Annotated in this window: 15 protein-coding genes and 2 tRNA genes; 11 read left to right on the top strand and 6 right to left on the bottom strand. The window is 74.1% G+C overall.

All coding sequences use genetic code 11. The features are described from left to right. The first annotated feature begins 27 nt into the window (after positions 1 to 27). The 8 genes from gyrA (at position 28) to HL189_RS19815 (ending at position 7,098) form a co-directional block, all read left to right on the top strand. On the top strand, positions 28 to 2,496 hold the full coding sequence (gene gyrA / locus HL189_RS19850; protein WP_369135453.1) for a DNA gyrase subunit A: 2,469 nt from the start codon (positions 28 to 30) through the stop codon (positions 2,494 to 2,496). A 156-nt stretch (positions 2,497 to 2,652) separates the two neighbouring features. After that, the gene (locus HL189_RS19845) at positions 2,653 to 3,699 is read left to right on the top strand and encodes a DUF3566 domain-containing protein (protein WP_369135452.1); all 1,047 of its coding nucleotides are present in this window, start codon (positions 2,653 to 2,655) and stop codon (positions 3,697 to 3,699) included. A gap of 67 nt (positions 3,700 to 3,766) precedes the next feature. Beyond that, positions 3,767 to 3,840: transfer RNA gene (locus tag HL189_RS19840), tRNA-Ile, on the top strand. Between the two features lie 104 nt (positions 3,841 to 3,944). Beyond that, positions 3,945 to 4,088, top strand: coding sequence for a DLW-39 family protein (locus HL189_RS19835; protein ID WP_369135451.1), 144 nt, complete (start codon positions 3,945 to 3,947; stop codon positions 4,086 to 4,088). A 29-nt stretch (positions 4,089 to 4,117) separates the two neighbouring features. Further along, positions 4,118 to 4,190: transfer RNA gene (locus HL189_RS19830), tRNA-Ala, on the top strand. Positions 4,191 to 4,615: 425 nt separating this feature from the next. Next, positions 4,616 to 5,635 (top strand): S49 family peptidase, encoded by a 1,020-nt coding sequence (locus HL189_RS19825; RefSeq protein WP_369135450.1) that lies wholly within the window; start codon positions 4,616 to 4,618, stop codon positions 5,633 to 5,635. A 45-nt stretch (positions 5,636 to 5,680) separates the two neighbouring features. Then, positions 5,681 to 6,217 carry a peptidylprolyl isomerase gene (locus HL189_RS19820; RefSeq protein ID WP_369135449.1) on the top strand — a complete coding sequence of 179 codons (537 nt, stop codon included), beginning with the start codon at positions 5,681 to 5,683 and terminating at the stop codon, positions 6,215 to 6,217. A 56-nt stretch (positions 6,218 to 6,273) separates the two neighbouring features. Further along, positions 6,274 to 7,098, top strand: a complete 825-nt coding sequence (locus tag HL189_RS19815; protein ID WP_369135448.1) for a rhomboid family intramembrane serine protease — start codon at positions 6,274 to 6,276, stop codon at positions 7,096 to 7,098. Between the two features lie 6 nt (positions 7,099 to 7,104). Here the strand turns inward: HL189_RS19815 and HL189_RS19810 are convergent, their stop codons facing one another. Continuing rightward, positions 7,105 to 7,503: a PH domain-containing protein gene (locus HL189_RS19810; RefSeq protein WP_369135447.1), complete on the bottom strand. Its 399-nt coding sequence runs from the start codon at positions 7,501 to 7,503 to the stop codon at positions 7,105 to 7,107. A 92-nt stretch (positions 7,504 to 7,595) separates the two neighbouring features. Between HL189_RS19810 and HL189_RS19805 the strand changes: the two genes are divergently transcribed. Beyond that, positions 7,596 to 8,756, top strand: a complete 1,161-nt coding sequence (locus tag HL189_RS19805) for an acetyl-CoA C-acyltransferase (RefSeq protein ID WP_369135446.1) — start codon at positions 7,596 to 7,598, stop codon at positions 8,754 to 8,756. A 567-nt stretch (positions 8,757 to 9,323) separates the two neighbouring features. Here HL189_RS19805 and crgA read toward each other — a convergent pair. Beyond that, positions 9,324 to 9,596, bottom strand: a complete 273-nt coding sequence (crgA, locus tag HL189_RS19800) for a cell division protein CrgA (protein ID WP_369135445.1) — start codon at positions 9,594 to 9,596, stop codon at positions 9,324 to 9,326. 158 nt (positions 9,597 to 9,754) lie between these two features. On the opposite strand from crgA, the gene HL189_RS19795 reads away from it, so the two are divergent. Both HL189_RS19795 and HL189_RS19790 read left to right on the top strand, forming a co-directional pair. Further along, positions 9,755 to 10,495, top strand: a complete 741-nt coding sequence (locus HL189_RS19795) for a DUF881 domain-containing protein (RefSeq protein ID WP_369135444.1) — start codon at positions 9,755 to 9,757, stop codon at positions 10,493 to 10,495. A gap of 49 nt (positions 10,496 to 10,544) precedes the next feature. Continuing rightward, positions 10,545 to 11,216 carry an aminodeoxychorismate/anthranilate synthase component II gene (locus HL189_RS19790; RefSeq protein ID WP_369135443.1) on the top strand — a complete coding sequence of 224 codons (672 nt, stop codon included), beginning with the start codon at positions 10,545 to 10,547 and terminating at the stop codon, positions 11,214 to 11,216. 93 nt (positions 11,217 to 11,309) lie between these two features. Here the strand turns inward: HL189_RS19790 and pknB are convergent, their stop codons facing one another. The 4 genes from pknB to HL189_RS19770 all read right to left on the bottom strand — a co-directional run bounded on the left by pknB (position 11,310) and on the right by HL189_RS19770 (position 17,761). Then, the gene (gene pknB, locus HL189_RS19785) at positions 11,310 to 13,088 is read right to left on the bottom strand and encodes a Stk1 family PASTA domain-containing Ser/Thr kinase (protein ID WP_369135442.1); all 1,779 of its coding nucleotides are present in this window, start codon (positions 13,086 to 13,088) and stop codon (positions 11,310 to 11,312) included. A 142-nt stretch (positions 13,089 to 13,230) separates the two neighbouring features. After that, positions 13,231 to 14,964 carry a protein kinase gene (locus HL189_RS19780; RefSeq protein WP_369135441.1) on the bottom strand — a complete coding sequence of 578 codons (1,734 nt, stop codon included), beginning with the start codon at positions 14,962 to 14,964 and terminating at the stop codon, positions 13,231 to 13,233. Then, positions 14,964 to 16,397: a peptidoglycan D,D-transpeptidase FtsI family protein gene (locus tag HL189_RS19775; RefSeq protein ID WP_369135440.1), complete on the bottom strand. Its 1,434-nt coding sequence runs from the start codon at positions 16,395 to 16,397 to the stop codon at positions 14,964 to 14,966. The genes HL189_RS19780 and HL189_RS19775 overlap by 1 nt, the downstream gene beginning before the upstream one ends. Further along, on the bottom strand, positions 16,394 to 17,761 hold the full coding sequence (locus HL189_RS19770) for an FtsW/RodA/SpoVE family cell cycle protein (RefSeq protein WP_369135439.1): 1,368 nt from the start codon (positions 17,759 to 17,761) through the stop codon (positions 16,394 to 16,396). Before HL189_RS19770 ends, HL189_RS19775 begins: the two co-directional genes overlap by 4 nt. Between the last annotated feature and the right edge of the window lie 7 nt (positions 17,762 to 17,768).

The following is a 17,768-nucleotide window of genomic DNA, read 5'->3' as shown; positions in this document are numbered from 1 at the left end:
GTGTATCGACTTGTGGAGAACCAGACCGTGACGGAAACACCCAGCCGCGACCGCGTCGAGCCGGTCGACCTCCAGCAGGAGATGCAGCGCAGCTACATCGACTACGCGATGTCGGTCATCGTCGGCCGCGCGTTGCCCGAGGTGCGCGACGGCCTCAAGCCCGTGCACCGCCGCGTGCTGTACGCCATGTACGACCAGGGCTTCCGCCCCGACCGCGCCACCGTCAAGTGCGCGCGCGTCGTCGGCGAGGTCATGGGCAACTACCACCCGCACGGGGACTCGGCGATCTACGACGCCCTCGTGCGGCTGGCCCAGCCCTGGTCGATGCGCTACCCGCTGATCGACGGCCAGGGCAACTTCGGCTCCCCGGGCAACGACCCCGCGGCGGCCATGCGCTACACCGAGTCCCGGCTGACCCCGCTGGCCATGGAGATGCTCCGGGACATCGACGAGGAGACCGTCGACTTCCAGCCCAACTACGACGGCACCAAGCAGGAGCCGCTCGTCCTGCCCGGCCGGTTCCCGAACCTGCTGGTCAACGGCTCGGCGGGCATCGCCGTCGGCATGGCGACGAACATGCCGCCGCACAACCTGCGCGAGGTCGCCGCCGCCGTCTTCTGGATGCTCGACCACCCCGAGGCGGAGGCCGAGGAGGCCCTGACCGCGTGCATGGAGCGGGTCAAGGGCCCGGACTTCCCGACCCACGGGCTGATCGTCGGCCGCGAGGGCATCGAGGACGCCTACCGGACCGGCCGCGGCTCGGTGCGCATGCGCGCCGTCGTCACCGTCGAGGAGGACAACCGGGGTCGCGTGCAACTGGTCGTCACCGAGCTGCCGTACCAGGTGAACCCGGACAACCTGGCCGAGGCGATCGCCGACGGGGTCAAGGACGGCCGGCTGCAGGGCATCAGCGAGATCGCCGACGAGTCCAGCGACCGGGTGGGCCGCCGGCTGGTCATCACGCTGCGCCGCGACGCCGTCGCCAAGGTCGTGCTGAACAACCTCTACAAGCACACCCAGCTGCAGACCACCTTCGGCTGCAACATGCTCTCCATCGTCGACGGCGTCCCCCGCACCCTGCGGCTGGACGAGCTGGTGCGCCACTGGGTCAACCACCAGGTCGAGGTCATCGTCCGGCGCACCCGCTACCGGCTGCGCAAGGCCGAGGAGCGCGCGCACATCCTGCGCGGCTACGCCAAGGCACTGGACCAGCTCGACGCGGTCATCGCCCTCATCCGGGCCAGCGAGTCGGCCGAGGCCGCGCGCTCGGGCCTGATGGAGCTGCTGGACGTCGACGAGATCCAGGCGGTCTCGATCCTCGACCTGCAGCTGCGCCGGCTGGCCGCCCTCGAGCGGCAGCGGATCCTCGACGAGCTGGCCGAGATCGAGGCCCGGATCGCCGACCTGCAGGCGATCCTGGACTCCCCCGAGCGGCAGCGGCAGATCATCCGCGACGAGCTGGCCGAGATCGTCGACAAGTACGGCGACGACCGGCGCACCCAGTTCGTGGCCAACGACGGTGACGTCTCCATGGAGGACCTCATCGCCGAGGAGGAGGTGGTCGTCACGATCACCCGCACCGGCTACGCCAAGCGCACCAAGAGCGACCTCTACCGCAGCCAGCGGCGCGGGGGGAAGGGCGTGATGGGGGCGGCGCTGAAGCAGGACGACCTGGTCGACCACTTCTTCGTGGGCTCCACCCACGACTGGATCCTGTTCTTCACCAACAAGGGCCGGGTCTACCGGGCCAAGGCCTACGAGCTGCCCGAGGCCAACCGTGCCGCCCGCGGGGCGCACGTGGCGAACATCCTGGCGTTCCAGCCGGACGAGAAGATCGCCCAGGTCATGCAGATCAAGGACTACTCGGTGGCGCCGTACCTGGTGCTGGCCACGGCCCGCGGTCAGGTGAAGAAGACCCGGCTGACCGACTTCGACTCCCCGCGCACCGGCGGTGTCATCGCGATCAACCTGCGGGAGAACGACGAGCTGGTGGGTGCGGCGCTGATCCACCCGGAGCAGGACTTGCTGCTGGTCAGCCGCAAGGCCATGTCGATCCGCTTCCGGGCGGACGACGCGCAGCTGCGCCCGATGGGGCGGGCCACCGAGGGCGTCCGGGGCATCTCGCTGTCCGACGACGACACCCTGCTGTCGATGATCGTCGTCCAGGAGGGCGTCGACGTCCTGGTCGCCACCGAGCGCGGGTACGCCAAGCGGACGGGCATCGAGAACTACCCGCCGCAGGGCCGGGGCGGGAAGGGTGTGCTCACCGCCGACCCGAAGGCGCGCAAGGGGGCGCTGGTCGGCGCGCTGGCGGTGGTGCTCGGCGACGAGCTGTACGCGATCACCTCCGGCGGGGGCGTCATCCGGACCCCGGTGAACGGCGTGCGGCACACCCGCGACCGGGCGACCATGGGTGTCAAGTTGATGAACTTGCCGGACGACGTGTCGATCGTGGCTATCGCGCGTACGACGGACAACGACGAGCCCGACGCCTAGGGTGGGCTGGATGCTGGGGGGAGCCGGGGGGCGACGTCGTCCCCGCTCCGGCCCGGGCCATCACCAGGGCAATGACCGGTCGGCCGTCCTCCGCTCCACGACGGTCCCGATGGGCGCAGCGACGCGGCGGGAGCCGCAGGGGGACAGGAGACTGGGATGAGCGACCGGGCGCGCAGTTCGGTGCGTACCGAGCCTCGTGCAGGGGCCGGCGCGCCCGACGAGGTGCCGTCGGGCGCGGTCCCGGCGGCCGGCGCGCAGCCGGCCACCGACGGGGAGCGGAAGGGCAGCACGGCGGTCGGTGCGGGGGGCGGCACGCTGTCCGCGCGGACCCCGGTCGCGCAGCCGCCGTCCGGGCAGGTCCCGGTCACGTCGACGCCTGCGGAGAAGTCCCCGGCCGCACAGGCCCCGGAGCCCGCGCCGGAGGTGAAGCCCACCGAGGGCCCGGCGGACAAGGCCGGCCAGGCCCCGGCGGAGGCCACCCAGGCGCCGGCGGGGACCTCTCAGACCCCGGCGAAGGCCACGCCCGCGGGCAAGGCCGCCCAGACCTCCGCCGGCAAGGCGTCCAAGGCACCCGCCGGAGGCGGGGTCGGGACGGCGCGCGGCGGCGTCCCGGCTGCCGGGTCCGTGCCGGTCGAGGCCACCCAGGCGGTCACCCTGCCGCCGGCCGCCGCACCGCCGGCCACCGGCCAGTCCCGGGCGGTCGAGAGCCCGGCGTCCCGTCCCGCGGGTGCGGCCGAGAGCCCGGCGTCGCGCCCCGCGGGTGCGGCCGAGAGCCCGGCGTCGCGCCCCGCGGGTGCGGCTGCGGCCGGCGGGAAGCCGAAGGGCGCCGCGCGCGGTCCGCGCCGCGCTCGGCTCCAGCTGCGCCACATCGACACCTGGTCGGCGCTGAAGATCTCCCTGGTGCTGTCGATCGCCCTGTTCTTCGTGTGGATGGTCGCCGTGGGCATCCTCTACGGCGTGCTCAACGGGCTGGGCGTGTTCGACTCGATCAACGACCTGTTCGGCCAGCTGCGCAGTGCCAGCGGCGAGGAGGGCCCCAGCGGCGAGCTCGTCAGCGCGGGCACCGTCTTCGGCGGGGCGGCGGTCATCGGCGCGGTGAACATCGTGCTGCTGACGGCGCTGTGCACCGTGACGGCGTTCGTCTACAACCTGTGCTCGGACCTCGTGGGTGGCCTGGAGGTCACGCTCGCCGAGCGGGACTGATCGAGCGACCCTGCAGGGGGGCCTCTCCGGGGCGGGACGGGCACCAGGTACGCTGATCGAGGTCCACGGGCCTGTAGCTCAGGCGGTTAGAGCGCATCCCTGATAAGGATGAGGCCGGAGGTTCAAGTCCTCCCAGGCCCACCGTGCACCAGCGGCCGGGCCCGGTAGTCAGCTACCGGGCCCGACGCCGCTCACCCGCAGCGGTCACCCGAGCGGCGGTGACCACCCGTCCGAGGAGGTTCCGCGTGCTGAAGAAGCTGGCGGTGGCAGCGATCGCTGCCAGCGCCGTGATCGCGGTCCGCAAGCGCGTGGCCGGCAAGGGCGACGCCGACCTGTGGGCCGAGGCGACCAGCGGCCCGGGCGCGGTCAGCACCCCCCGGGCCTCCTGAACCCGCGGGCGCGGCTCCCGCGCCCGTCCGGGGACGTAGCTCAATTGGCAGAGCACCGCCTTTGCAAGGCGGGGGTTAGGGGTTCGATTCCCCTCGTCTCCACCCATCGTCTCCACCCACCGTCGACCCCGGCCTGCCGGCGCGCGACCCGTGGTCCCGGCGCAGCGGGATGGTCACGTGGTGGGGACGTCGCGGCGCGGGAACGGACCGCTGTCGGCGCCCACGGATATCGTCGCGGCCTCGCTGTCCCGTGACCTGTCCTGAGCTCTGGAAGGACCCCGATGAGCACGCCGCCGCCGGCACCCGACGCACCCCAGCCGCCGGCCTCCGACGCACCCCGGCCGCCGGCCTCCGACGCACCCCGGCCGCCGGCCTCCGGTGCGTCCCCGCCGCCAGTGCCGGCCTCCGACGTGCCGCCGCCTGCCTGGCGGCCGGTACCGGCACCTCCGGTCCGTGAACGCGGCTCGTTCAAGCGCGGGTTCGCGCTCGGTTTCGGGGCGAGCCTGGGCGCCGGTGTGGTGCTGGCCGTGCTCGCTCTCGGACTTGCGGTGGTGATGGTGCTGGCTCTGGTCGGGCTGACCTCGGCGGCCGGCGACAGCGTGCCCAGCGGGCCGACGACCGAGACCGTGTGGGGTGCGGCGGACGCGCCGGACCGGCTGGTCGCCGTCCCGGTCACCGGCGTCATCCTGGGCGGCGAGAGCGACGGCGTCCCCTTCGGTGGCGCGACCTACGGCTACGACGTCGCCGAGACCATCGACGGGCTGGAGGCCGAGGACGCCGACGGGCTCATCCTGGAGCTCAACACCCCGGGTGGCACCATCTACGGCTCCCGCGCCATCGCCGACGCCGTCGAGCGCTACCAGAAGCGCACCGGCAACCAGGTGATGGCCTACGTGCAGGGCATGTCGGCCTCGGGCGGGATGTACGCCATGGCCGGCGCCGACCAGATCGTGGCCGACCACGGGAGCCTCGTCGGCAGCATCGGCGTGATCATGGGCCCGTTCCAGCGCTTCCGGGACGTCACCGGCATCCCGGGCTCCCTGCTGGAGCCGGGCGTGACCACCGAGGGCGGCGTCACCGAGGAGTACCTCAGCCGGGGGCGCGGCAAGGACTTCGGCAACCCCTACCGCGACATGACGCCGGAGGAGCGCGCGGTCCTGGGAGCCGGTCTGGACCGCGAGTACGGGGAGTTCGTCAGCTGGGTCTCCCAGGCGCGGGGCATCCCGGCGCAGACGATCGTCGACGAGCTGGGTGCCTTCGTGTTCGACGGCAACACCGCCGTCGACCGTGGCCTGGTCGACCGGGTGCTCGGCCGCGAGGAGGCGTACCGCTACGCCGCCGAGATGAACGGCGCCGACCCCGACGGCACCCGCGTGGACCGGATGGTCGGTCCGGGCTTCCTCGAGTCCCTCCTCGCCGCCGAGTCGCCGATGGGCGGCGCCGGTGCCGGCGCGGTGGCGGGCGAGCCCGGCCGCAGCATCGTGTGCACGGGCACCCCGCTGGTGCTCGCGTACCACGGGGAGCTCTCGGCCGCCTGCACGCGCTGAGGCACCCCCGGGTCGCGGCCGGGCGGTGAGTGGGAGAGTGGTGCCGTGACCGACTCGACCTCCGCCGCCCGGCGTGCCGTCCTGCACACCAACCACGGCGACATCACCATCGACCTGTTCCCCGACCACGCGCCCAAGACGGTCGCGAACTTCGCGGACCTCGCCGAGGGCCGCCGCGAGTGGACCCACCCCTCCACCGGCGCGAAGAGCACCGACCCGCTCTACGACGGGACGATCTTCCACCGGGTCATCAACGGTTTCATGATCCAGGGTGGCGACCCGCTGGGGCAGGGCTTCGGTGGTCCCGGCTACCAGTTCGGCGACGAGTTCCACCCCGAGCTGGCGTTCACCAAGCCCTACCTGCTGGCCATGGCCAACGCCGGCCCGGGCACCAACGGCTCGCAGTTCTTCATCACCGTCGCGAACACCCCGCACCTCAACCGGAAGCACACGATCTTCGGTGAGGTCGCCGACGAGGAGAGCCGCCGGGTCGTCGACGCGATCGCCAACGTCCGCACCGCCCGCGGCGACAAGCCCGTCGAGGACGTCGTCATCGAGTCCGTCGAGGTGCAGCGCAGCTGAATCCGCCCGACGTCCCCGGGGGTGCCGGCGCGGGTGAACCGCAGCCGGCGCCCCCGGTGTCCACCTGCTACCGGCACCCGGACCGGCCCACCGGCGTCCGCTGCGTGCGCTGCGGCCGGCCGATCTGCCCGGACTGCATGAACCCGGCCGCGGTCGGCTTCCAGTGCCCGGACGACGTCCGGGCCGGCAACGCCGGCGTGCGCCGGCCCAGCCGCCGGGCCGCGGTCCGCCGGGCCGGGCGCCGCTGGGGGCCGGTCACGCTGTCCCTCATCGCGCTCAACGTGGCGCTGTTCCTGCTCACCGCGGGGCTCGCCGTCCTGGGCGGCCGCACCCCGCTGGACAACTGGTCCTCCCGGCTGTTCCAGGAGCTGGCCCAGGTCCCGGTCCTCGTCGACGCGGGCCAGTGGTGGCGGCCGCTGACGGCGGCCTTCCTGCACTACGGGCTCCTGCACCTGGCGCTGAACATGCTGGCCCTGCTGGTCTTCGGCTCCGAGCTCGAGCGGACGCTCGGCCGGGCCCGCTTCCTGACCGTCTACCTGGTGTCGGTGCTGGGCGGCGCGGCGTCGGTGCAGCTGTTCGAGGTGCCGTTCGGCCAGGTGGCCGGCGCCTCCACGGCCATCTACGGGCTGATGGGTGCCCTCGGTGTCGTGCTCCTCCACCAGCGGCAGGAGCTGCGCGGGCTGCTGACCCTGCTCGCGGTGAACCTGCTGATCAGCTTCCTGCCGGGGGTCTCCCTGGCCGGGCACGTGGGCGGCCTGGTGGCCGGCGCCGCGGCGACCGGCGTCCTGGTCGCCGCCCGGCGGCAGCGCCCGCTGGCCATCTCCGGGATCGCGGCGCTCTCCGTCGTCCTGCTCGTCCTGGTCTACTCCGGGCTCGGCTGACCCCGGTCAGCCGGCCCCGGCCGCCTGCAGGGCCTCGGCCACGATCCCGGGGTCCTGACCCAGGTCGCGCCGGCCGAGCACGACGAGGACCGCGTCGTCGCGGGTGTCCTCCAGCTCCAGCGTCCGGGACCGCACCCCCCAGCGCCGCTGCTCGCGCAGCCGGGCCCGCAGCGCGGGCCAGGGGATCGTCCGTGCCCCGCCCAGCGCGCGCACGGTCACCCCGGCCGCGTCGGCGCGCACGCGCGGCCGCAGGACGGCGTCCCGGGCGGCCAGGGCGAGCGCCACCAGCGCGGCTCCGCCGAGCAGGACCCGGCCCAGCGGGTCGACGAGCAGGACGGCGAGGGCGAGCGCGAGCCCGACGACCGCCGTCGCGACCGTCTCGCCCACCCGGGGGGACCACTGCACGGCGTCAGCTTCCCAGCAGGTGGGCACCGCCTAGCATCGCGGGCACCGGAGCGGTCCTCCGGTGCGGGTCCGCGTCGACACGAGGAGAGCCCATGCGCGATGCCGTCATCTGCGCCGCCGTCCGCACCCCGGTGGGCCGGCGCGGCGGAGGGCTGGCCGGCGTGCACCCCGCCGACCTCTCCGCCGTCGTCCTCGCGGCGCTGGCCGAGCGCGCGGGCGTCGACCCGGCGGTCGTCGACGACGTGATCTGGGGGTGCGTGAGCCAGGTCGGCGAGCAGAGCGGCAACATCGGCCGGGTGGCCGTGCTGGCGGCCGGCTGGCCGGAGTCTGTGCCCGGCACCACCATCGACCGGCAGTGCGGCTCGTCCCAGCAGGCGGTGGCCTTCGCCGCCGCGGCCGTGGCGAGCGGCCAGGCCGACGTGGTGGTGGCCGGCGGGGTGGAGTCGATGAGCCGGGTGCCGATGGGCTCTCCCGTCGGCGACGGCTCGACCGGGCGCCCGCTGGGTCCGGCCTTCCTCGCCCGGTACGACGGCGTCGAGCCGCACCAGGGCACCGGGGCGGAGATGATCGCGGCGCGGTGGGGCCTCAGCCGCACGCAGCTCGACGAGTACGCGCTGCGCTCGCACGACCGCGCCGCCAAGGCGCAGGCCGACGGCGCCTTCGACGCGCAAGTGGTCCCGGTCCGGACGCCGGAGGGCACGGTCGTGACCGCCGACGAGGGGGTCCGCGTCGGCGGCACGCTCGAGACGCTCGCGGCGCTGCGGACACCGTTCCAGACCGACGGCGTGGTCAGCGCCGGCAACGCCAGCCAGATCTCCGACGGCGCCGCGGCCCTGCTGGTCACCACCTCCGAGCGGGCGCGCGAGCTCGGTCTCCGCCCGCTGGTCCGGGTGCACACGACCGTGGTGGCCGGCGACGACCCGGTGGTCATGCTGACCGCGCCCATCCCGGCGACCCGCAAGCTGCTGGACCGGGCCCGGGTGCCGCTGGCCGAGATCGGCGCCTTCGAGGTGAACGAGGCGTTCGCTTCGGTGCCGCTGGCCTGGCAGCGGGAGATCGGCGTCCCGGACGAGGCGCTCAACCCGCTCGGCGGCGCGATCGCGCTCGGGCACCCGCTGGGCGCCGCCGGTGCCCGGCTGATGACCACGCTGGTGCACCACATGCAGGCGACCGGCACCCGCTACGGCCTCCAGACGATGTGCGAGGGCGGCGGCACGGCGAACGCCACGCTGCTGGAGCTGCTCCCCGGCTGACACCGGGGCGGTCCGTCCTCCGTCCACAGCCCCCGTCCGCCCGGACGGGGGCTGTGCTCTTCCCCAGCGCGGTCCACCGGTCGCGGCCGGGGCCGGGAACCGGGTCGGGATGTCGACAACACGCCCAGGAACGGCCCGTCACGCTCGCTGTTTGCGCCGACGGCAAAGGGGTAGTAGGGCCCGCCGCCGCCCCCCGGCCCGGCGCTCCGTCCACTTCTTCCCACAGGTGTGTACACAGCTGGGGACGGACTTCCACGGATGTAGTTACCCCCCTGCCGTTCCTGCACCACCTGTCACACGGCAGGTGTTCCCGCAGGTCAGCGGGGCCTGCGGGAGCGTGCGGACTCCACATGTCGTGGACAACCCGGTGGACGGGCGGTCCGGGGGCCTGTGGACGGCCGTCGCCGCTGTGCACAGTCCGGTGCGGGCCGGATCGGACGCCGGGTGGAGTCCGGGGACGGGTGCCGAGTCGACTCCTGCGGGCGGCCGCCTGCCCGTGCCGCAGCCGCGGGAACGACGACGGCCCCCGTCCCCAGGGGGACGAGGGCCGTCGGGTGGCCGGCGCGGTCAGCGCCAGCGCATCGACATGACCAGGCCGGCCACCATCACGCCGAAGCCGATCAGGAAGTTCCAGGGCCCGAGGGCGGTCAGGAACCCGATCCGGTCGCCGGCGACGTAGAACACCACGATCCACAACAGGCCGAGCAGCATGAGCGTGACCATGACCGGCGCGTACCAGCGCGGGCTGGGCGCCGCGGTACGGGCCCGGGCCGTGCTGGAGGGGAGCACGCCCTCCGGCGGCGTGTACACCGACTTCTTGCGCACCTTGGACTTCGGCACCTGCGGACTCCCTCCCGGGCCGGGGCCTGTCGCCTCCGGCGTGTACTGCCTCCAGCCTAAGCTGCCCAGGGGACAGGACCGGTTCGGCCGGCGGCGCGCCTCCCCTGCCCGGGGCCCGGCGTCCCCCGCCGGACCCCCGGCAGGCAGGAGGACGGAGCATGGCCCCGCCGCGGCGCCTCACCGTGTGGACGGCCCTCGTGCCCGTGGTGGCCCTCGCCGCCGGCCTGCTGTTCGCCACCTCCGGGCAGACCGCCCAGGGCACCGACCTCCGCGCCGGGGAGAGCTCCCAGCTGTCCACGCTCATCGACCAGCGCGAGCAGGCCGTCGCCCGGCAGCAGGCCGAGCTGGCCCGGTTGCAGCAGCAGATCGACCTGCTCACCGACGTGGCCGCGTCCCGCGACGGTGAGGTGGCCGAGGTCCAGGCGCAGGCCGGCGCCGGGCTGACCGCGGCGGGCCTGACCCCGCTCACCGGCACGGGGGTCGAGGTGGTCCTGGACGACGCACCGCGGCAGCCCGGCGGTGGGCTGCCCAGCGGCGCGACCGGGGACGACGTGGTGATCCACCAGTCCGACGTCCAGGGCGTGGTGAACGCGCTGTGGGCGGCGGGGGCGGAGGGCGTGGCCATCATGGGCCGGCGGCTGATCACGACCAGCGCCGTCCGCTGCGTCGGCAACACCCTCCTGCTGCAGGGGCGCACGTACTCGCCGCCGTTCGTGGTGACGGCCATCGGCGACCCGCGGCAGATGCGCCAGCAGCTGGCCGCCTCACCGGACGTGCGGCTGCTGGCCCAGGCCGCCGACGAGTACGGCCTCACCTACGACGTGGCCGACGAGTCCCGGGTGGAGCTGCCGGCCTACGAGGGCACCCCGGCCATGCGGTACGCCTCGGCCGTCCGATAGCGGAGGGGCCGGGCGGCCGGGGACGGCGCCCGGCGTGTACACCTGGGGCGTGCGTACCGACAGGGAGCCGGCGGCTCGACCGGTGCTGGTCGTCGACAACTTCGACAGCTTCGTCTACAACCTCGTCCAGTACCTGGGTCAGCTGGGCGTGCCGAGCGTGGTCCGGCGCAACGACGCGGTCACCGTCGCCGAGCTGGCGGACCTCGACGTGGCCGGCGTCCTGCTGTCCCCGGGCCCGGGCACCCCGACCGACGCCGGCGTGACCGTGCCGATGGTGCGGGCCGCCGCCGACGCCGGGTTGCCCGTGCTCGGCGTCTGCCTGGGGCACCAGGCGATCGCGGAGGCGTTCGGGGGCGTCGTCGGCCGCGCGCCGGAGCTGCTGCACGGCAAGACCAGCCAGGTCGTGCACGACGGCGTGGGGGTGCTCACCGGGCTGCCCTCCCCCTTCACCGCGACCCGCTACCACTCGCTGGCGGTCGAGTCCGACAGCGTGCCCGCCGAGCTGGAGGTCACCGGCCGGACGCCGTCGGGCATCGTGATGGCGCTGCGCCACCGGGAGCTGCCGATCGAGGGCGTGCAGTTCCACCCCGAGTCGGTGCTCACCGAGGGCGGGCACCAGCTGCTGGCCAACTGGCTCGCCGCCTGCGGCGTGGCGCCCGAGCCGGCCGTCGTGGAGGCGGCCGCCGCCACCGTCCGGCGGCTCACCGTGGCAACCCTCTAGAGGCCACCCTCCAGGGGCCCGCGCCGAGCGTCGACGGCCCCGTCCAGAGGCTCGCCCCGAGCTTGCGAGGGGTGAGGAGGACGGGGTCCTTCATCAGTCCGTCGGGCTGGGTGCCGTCGGCGGGGCGGTGGTGGACGGCTCGCTCGTGGGCGGAGCCGTCGTCGTCGGCGTCGGCTCGCCGGGGACCGGGACGGCGACCAGCAGGGTGACCTCGTCACCGGCCGCCACCGACGACCCGGCGCCCGGCTCGGTGCCCACCACGGTGCCCTGGGGGACGTCGTCCCGCTCCACCTGCTGGGCGACGATGAGCGCGTTGTCCAGCCCCGCGGCGATCAGCTCCTGGCGGGCGGCGGCCTCGGTGAGACCACCGACGTCCGGCAGGGAGATCGTGCCGGTGGAGATGCCCAGCCGGAAGGAGGCGTCCGGCGCGGCGGCCGTCCCCTCGGCGGGGTCGATCGACACGACCGTGCCCTCGGGCTCCAGCGAGTCGACCTGGTCGGTGCTGGTGCTGCCGGTGAAGCCGGCGGTCTCCAGCTGGTCGATCGCCTCGTCCTGCTCCAGGCCGATCACGTTCGGGACGGCCAGGGTGTTCGGACCCGACCCGATGACCAGCGCCACCGCGGTCTGCTCGTCGACCTGGACGCCGGCCGCCGGGTCGGAGCTGAGCACCAGCCCCCGCTCCGCCTCGGTGCTCGTCTCCTGCGACACCGTGCCCACGACCAGCCCGGCACCGGTGATCGCGGCCCGGGCGTCCGCCTCGCTCTCCCCCACCACCGCCGGCACGGCGACCTGCGCCGTCTCCGGCGGCACGTCACCGCCCTCGGACAGCGTCAGGGCGATGCCGACGGCCGCGGCGATCAGCACCACGGCCGCGGCGACCAGGGCGATCAGCCGGTTCCGCTTCTTCCTCCGGGCGTCCTCGTCGTCCTCGCCGTCCCAGGCCTGGTCGGCGTACCGGGTGGCGGGGAAGGCGGCGCCGCCGATGACCGTGGTCTTCTCGGCGTCGCTCATCACCGGCGTCGCCTCGACCCGCTGGCCGGCGAGGGCGCGCAGCAGGTCGGCGCGCATGTCGGCGGCGGACTGGTACCGGTTGGCCGGGTTCTTGCTCATCGCCTTGAGCAGGATGGCGTCCAGCTCCGGGGGGATCTCCGGGTTCAGCGAGGACGGCGTCCTCGGGTCCTCGCGGACGTGCTGGTAGGCGACGGAGACAGGGGAGTCCCCGGTGAACGGCGGGGTGCCGGTGACCAGCTCGTACAGCAGGCACCCGGCGGAGTAGACGTCCGAGCGCGCGTCGACGCTCTCCCCGCGGGCCTGCTCGGGGGACAGGTACTGGGCGGTGCCGATCACCGCGGCGGTGGAGGTCATCGTCGCGGCCGAGTCGGAGACGGCGCGCGCGATGCCGAAGTCCATCACCTTGACCGTCCCCTGGGGCGTGATCATCACGTTCCCGGGCTTCACGTCGCGGTGCACGATGCCGTTGCGGTGGCTGAAGTCCAGCGCCGCGCAGATGTCCGCGGTCAGCTCCATGGCGCGCTCGGCGGACAGCCGGCCCGAGCGGCGCAGCACGTCGCGGAGGGTCTCGCCCTCCACGTACTCCATGACGATGTACGGGGTGGCCCCGGTGGGGCCGCGGTCCTCGCCCGTGTCGTAGACGGCCACGATGGCCGGGTGGTTCAGCGAGGCGGCCGCCTGGGCCTCCCGGCGGAACCGCACCTGGGACGACGGGTCGCGGGCCAGGTCCTGGCGCAGCACCTTGACCGCGACCTCGCGGCCGAGCCGCAGGTCCCGGCCGAGGTGCACCTCCGCCATGCCGCCGCGGCCGAGCACCCCACCGATCTCGTAGCGCTCGCCGAGCACCTGCGGGCTGGTCATCGGGGGTCCTCTCGGGCGGTGCGGTACAGCTGGGCCGGCCGGCCGGCCGGCGGGCGCACGAGGGCGTACGCCGCGCCGTCGGGGAGCCTAATCGCTGGCGGCAGCTGTCCCGGCGCGACGCGGAGGGGGCGGGGCGCGTGTGTCATGGGGTACCCGAGGGGTGCAGGACGACCGCCTTCCCCACACCGGCCTGCTCGTCGGCCTCCGCGCTCGGCGACGTCGTGGGGGCTGAGGACTGGGTCGAGGGCGAGGGCGGCGGCGCGCTCGACGTCTCAGGGGGCGGCCGGGAGCTGGAGCTCGTCGACGCCGAGCTCGAGGACGTCGACGGGGGTGCGACCGAGGTCGGCGGCGCGCTGCTCTCGGCCTCGGTGGGCGCTGCAGTGGTGGCCGGAGCCTCCGTCGTGGGCTCGGCGTCCTCCGTCTCCTCCCCGGGCGGCGTGTAGCCGTCCGGGGTGAAGAACAGGACGATCTCCTGGCCCTGGGCGAGCGTGCCCGACGCCGGGTCGGCGGTGACCACCGTGTCCTCGCCGAGCGGCCGGCCGACCGCGGCGAGCTGCTCGTCGCCGGCCTCCTCGGGGTCGACCTGCAGGCCCAGCCCCTCGAGCTGCTCGGCGACCTCGTCGACGTCCTGGCCGACGTAGCCGGCGACGTCGAACTCGATGCCGCCGGTGGAGTTCGTGCTCGCCGACTCCGTCGGGGCGGCACTGGTGGCCGACCCGGGGCCGGCGGTGTCCCCGGCGTCCGGGTCCTCGCCCCCGGACAGCAGGGCCCACGCGGTGCCGGCCAGGACCAGGAGCACCGCCAGCGCGCCGGCCACCCACAGCATCCGCCGCCGGGAGGCGGCCCGGTCGGCGTCGCCGCCGCCGTCCCAGCCGCCGGGACCGGCACCGTCGCCGCCGTCGCCGCCGGTCGGCGGCCCCTGCAGCGGTGGCATGGTGCGCGGAGCGGTGCCCGGCTCCGCGCGCAGCGTCCCGGTCGCGAGCATGCTCGTGGCGGCGTCGGCGGAGGTCAGTGCCGTGGTCACCGCCGTCGGCGGGGGCGCGGCTCCCCCGGCCGCCACCTGCCGGACCGCGGCGGCGAAGGCGCCGCCGTCGGGGAACCGGGCGGCGGGGTCCTTGGCCAGCGCCCGCTCGATGAGCGCCTTGACCGGGGCCGGCACGTCGGCCGGCATCGGCGGGGGCGGCCGGTTGATCTGCGCCAGGGCGATCGCGACCTGGGACTCCCCGTCGAACGGGCGGGTCCCGGCGACGCACTCGTAGCCGAGGACGCCGAGTGAGTACACGTCCGAGGCGGCGGTGACGACGAAGCCCTGGGCCTGCTCGGGGGAGAGGTACTGCGCGGTGCCGACCACCATGCCGGTGCGGGTCAGCGGGGCGGCGTCGCGGGCGTAGGCGATGCCGAAGTCGGTCAGCTTCACCACGCCGTCGGGGCGCACCAGCAGGTTGCCGGGCTTGATGTCCCGGTGGACCATCCCGGCGGCGTGGGCCGCGGACAGCCCGTCGCCGGCCTGGGCGAGCACGTCGAGGGTCTGCGCCGGGGTGAGCCGGCCGTGCTCGGCGAGGATCGTCACCAGGGGCTTGCCCTCGACCAGCTCCATCACCAGGTAGGCCAGCCGGTGCCCGTCGACCACGGTCTCGCCGTAGTCGTAGACCGAGGCGATGTTCGGGTGCGAGAGGGCGGCGGTGTGGCGCGCCTCGTTCCGGAACCGGATGAGGAAGCTCGAGTCGCCGGTGTACTCGCTGCGCAGCACCTTGATCGCCACGGCCCGGCCCAGGGTGCGGTCGCGGCCGCGCCAGACCTCGCCCATGCCGCCGGTGGCGATGGGGGCCGTGACCTCGAAGCGGTCGGCGAGCACGGTCCCGATGTGGACCGCCATCAGCCGCCACCCTGGCCCAGGTAGGCCTCCATCACCTGGCGGGCGATGGGCGCGGAGAGGTCGCCACCGGTGCCCCCGCCGTTGCGGACGAAGACGGCGACGGCGATCTGCGGGTCGTCGGCGGGGGTGAAGCCGATGAACCAGTTGTGGTCGGGGCCGGCGTTCTCCGCCGTCCCGGTCTTGCCGGCGACCTCGACGCCGCTGATCTGCGCCCGCCGGCCGGAGCCGTTCTCGACGACGCTGGTCATCATCGCGGTGAGCTGGTCGGCGACCTCGCGGGAGACCGGCCGGCTCATCTCCTCCGGGTCGGTCTGGTCGACCACCGTGAGGTCGGGGGCCTGCACCGAGTCGACCAGGTAGGGCCGCATCAGCGCGCCGTCGTTGGCGACGGCGGCGGCGATCATCGCCGCCTGCAGAGGCGTGACCACGACGTTCTGCTGGCCGATCGAGGCGACGCCGAGCTCGGCGGCGGTCGCGATGTCCCCGACCGTGCTGCCGGCGACCGGCAGCGGCATCTCGAAGCCCTCGTCGTCGAGCCCGAACGCCTCGGCCATCTCGCGGACCTGCTCCTCGCCGAGGTCGATGCCGAGCTGGGCGAAGGCGGTGTTGCAGGAGATCGTCAGCGCGTCGTTGAGCGACTGCTGGCCGCTGGGGTCGCAGGCGGAGTCGCCGAAGTTGCTCAGCGTGGTGTTCGTGTTGGGCAGCGTGAGCTCCTGCGGCGCGGGCACCACCGTGTCGGGCGCGTAGTCGCCGGATGACAGCGCGGCGGCGGACACGATGACCTTGAAGATCGAGCCCGGCGGGTAGCGCTCGCTGATCGCCTGGTTGGTGAGCTGGTCGTCGTCCAGCGACTCCCGGTAGGCGCGGATCGCGGCCGGGTCGTGGCTGGACAGCTGCGCCGGGTCGAAGGTCGGCGTGCTGGCCAGCGCGAGCACCCTCCCCGTGGACGGTTCCAGCGCCACCACGGCGCCGGTGAGGCCGTCGAGGGCGCCCATGGCCACCTGCTGCGTCGCGCCGTCCAGGGTCAGCTGCACGTTGCCGCCGGAGGGGTCGCGCCCGGTGAAGAGGTCGGCGAGCCGGCGGACCCACAGCCGGTCGTCGGTGCCGGCGAGGACGTCGCTCTCCGCCCGCTCGATCCCGGTGTTGCCGTAGATCACCGAGTAGTAGCCGGTGACCGGGGCGAACACCGGTCCCTGCGGGTACTGCCGCAGGTAGGTGAGGGAGTCGTCGGTGGGCACCGAGGAGGCGACCTCGTTGCCGTCGACGACGATCGCCCCGCGCTCGCGGTCGTACTCCTCGGCGAGGATCCGGGTGTTCCGCGGGTTCTCGCGCAGGGAGTCCGCCCGGACCACCTGGATGATGTTGACGTTGATGATCAGCAGCGTGAACAGGACCAGGACGCTGATCGCGACCTTGCGCAGCGGGGCGTTCACGGGCGCACGACCTCGGTCGGGGCGTCGGTCAGCTTCGGCGGCGTCGGCGCTGGGGGCGCGGTGGGCCGGCGGGCGGCGTCGCTGATCCGGACCAGCAGCGCGACCAGGCCGAAGTTGGCCACCAGCGAGGAGCCGCCGTAGGCCAGGAACGGCGTGGTGAGACCGGTCAGCGGGAGCAGGCCGGTCACCCCGCCCAGGACGACGAACACCTGCCACGCGACGGCGAAGGACAACCCCGCTGCCAGCAGCTTGCCGAAGCCGTCGCGCACGACGAGGGAGGTCCGCAGGCCCCGCTCGACCAGCACCAGGTACAGCACGATCACCGCGACCAGGCCGAAGAGCCCCAGCTCCTCACCGATCGCCGAGGCGATGAAGTCGCTCTTGGCCACCGGGACCTGGTCCGGCCGGCCACCGCCGAGCCCCGCGCCGAACAGGCCGCCGGTGCCCAGGCCGAACAGCGACTGGACGATCTGGTAGCCGCCCTCGTCGGCGTAGGCGAACGGGTCCAGCCAGGTGTCCACCCGCACCCGCACGTGGCCGAAGAGCTGGTAGGCGACGAACGCGCCGCCGCTGAACAGCAGCAGGCCGATGATCAGCCAGCTCGCCCGCTCGGTGGCGACGTAGAGCATCACCACGAAGATGCCGAACAGCAGCAGCGAGCTGCCCAGGTCCCGCTCGAAGACCAGCACCAGGATGGAGGCGGCCCAGGCGACGAGCACCGGGCCGAGGTCGCGGCCGCGGGGGAGTTCCAGCCCGGCGACCTTGCGGCTGGCCAGCGCGAGCACGTCCCGCTTGTCGACCAGGTACGCGGCGAAGAAGACGATCAGGCAGATCTTGGCGAACTCACCGGGCTGGATGGAGAAGCCGGCCACCCGGATCCACAGCTTGGCGCCGTAGACCTCGGAGATCGAGGCGGGCAGCACCGCGGGGATCGCCAGCAGCACGAGACCGACCAGGGCCAGGGTGTAGGCGAAGCGGGCCAGCACCCGGTGGTCGCGGACCACCACCAGGACGGCGGTGAACAACCCGAGCCCGACGGTCGCCCAGAGCAGCTGGACGGGGGCGTCCTCCCCGCTGCCGTTGCTCCCGAGCTGGTTCCCCGCCATGTCCAGCCGGTGGATCATCGACAGCCCCAGGCCGACCAGCACCGCGACGCAGGGCAGCAGCAGCGGGTCGGCGTAGGGCGCGAACCGGCGCACCAGGACGTGCGCGACCAGCCACAGGGCGGTGAACCAGGCGCCGAAGGTGGCCACCTCGCTGGTCAGCGACCCGGTCATGGTGATGTCGACGATGCACTGGGCGGCCATGGTGATCACCACCGCGAACCCGAGCAGCACCAGCTCGGTGCCGCGCCGGGTCGGCACGGGCCCG

The sequence above is a fragment of the Modestobacter sp. I12A-02662 genome, from assembly GCF_041028325.1.
Lineage (GTDB): Bacteria > Actinomycetota > Actinomycetes > Mycobacteriales > Geodermatophilaceae > Modestobacter.
The sequence above is the reverse complement of the archived record's forward strand: the minus strand, read 5'-3'. Positions and strand labels throughout refer to the sequence as shown.

Bases quoted from the DNA above. Each gene is read 5' to 3' on its own strand.
- HL189_RS19795 (WP_369135444.1), top strand. From the start codon at position 9,755: ATGGCCCCGCCGCGGCGCCTCACCGTGTGGACGGCCCTCGTGCCCGTG.
- HL189_RS19780 (WP_369135441.1), bottom strand. From the start codon at position 14,964: ATGGCGGTCCACATCGGGACCGTGCTCGCCGACCGCTTCGAGGTCACG.
- HL189_RS19805 (WP_369135446.1), top strand. From the start codon at position 7,596: ATGCGCGATGCCGTCATCTGCGCCGCCGTCCGCACCCCGGTGGGCCGG.
- HL189_RS19845 (WP_369135452.1), top strand. From the start codon at position 2,653: ATGAGCGACCGGGCGCGCAGTTCGGTGCGTACCGAGCCTCGTGCAGGG.
- pknB (WP_369135442.1), bottom strand. From the start codon at position 13,088: ATGACCAGCCCGCAGGTGCTCGGCGAGCGCTACGAGATCGGTGGGGTG.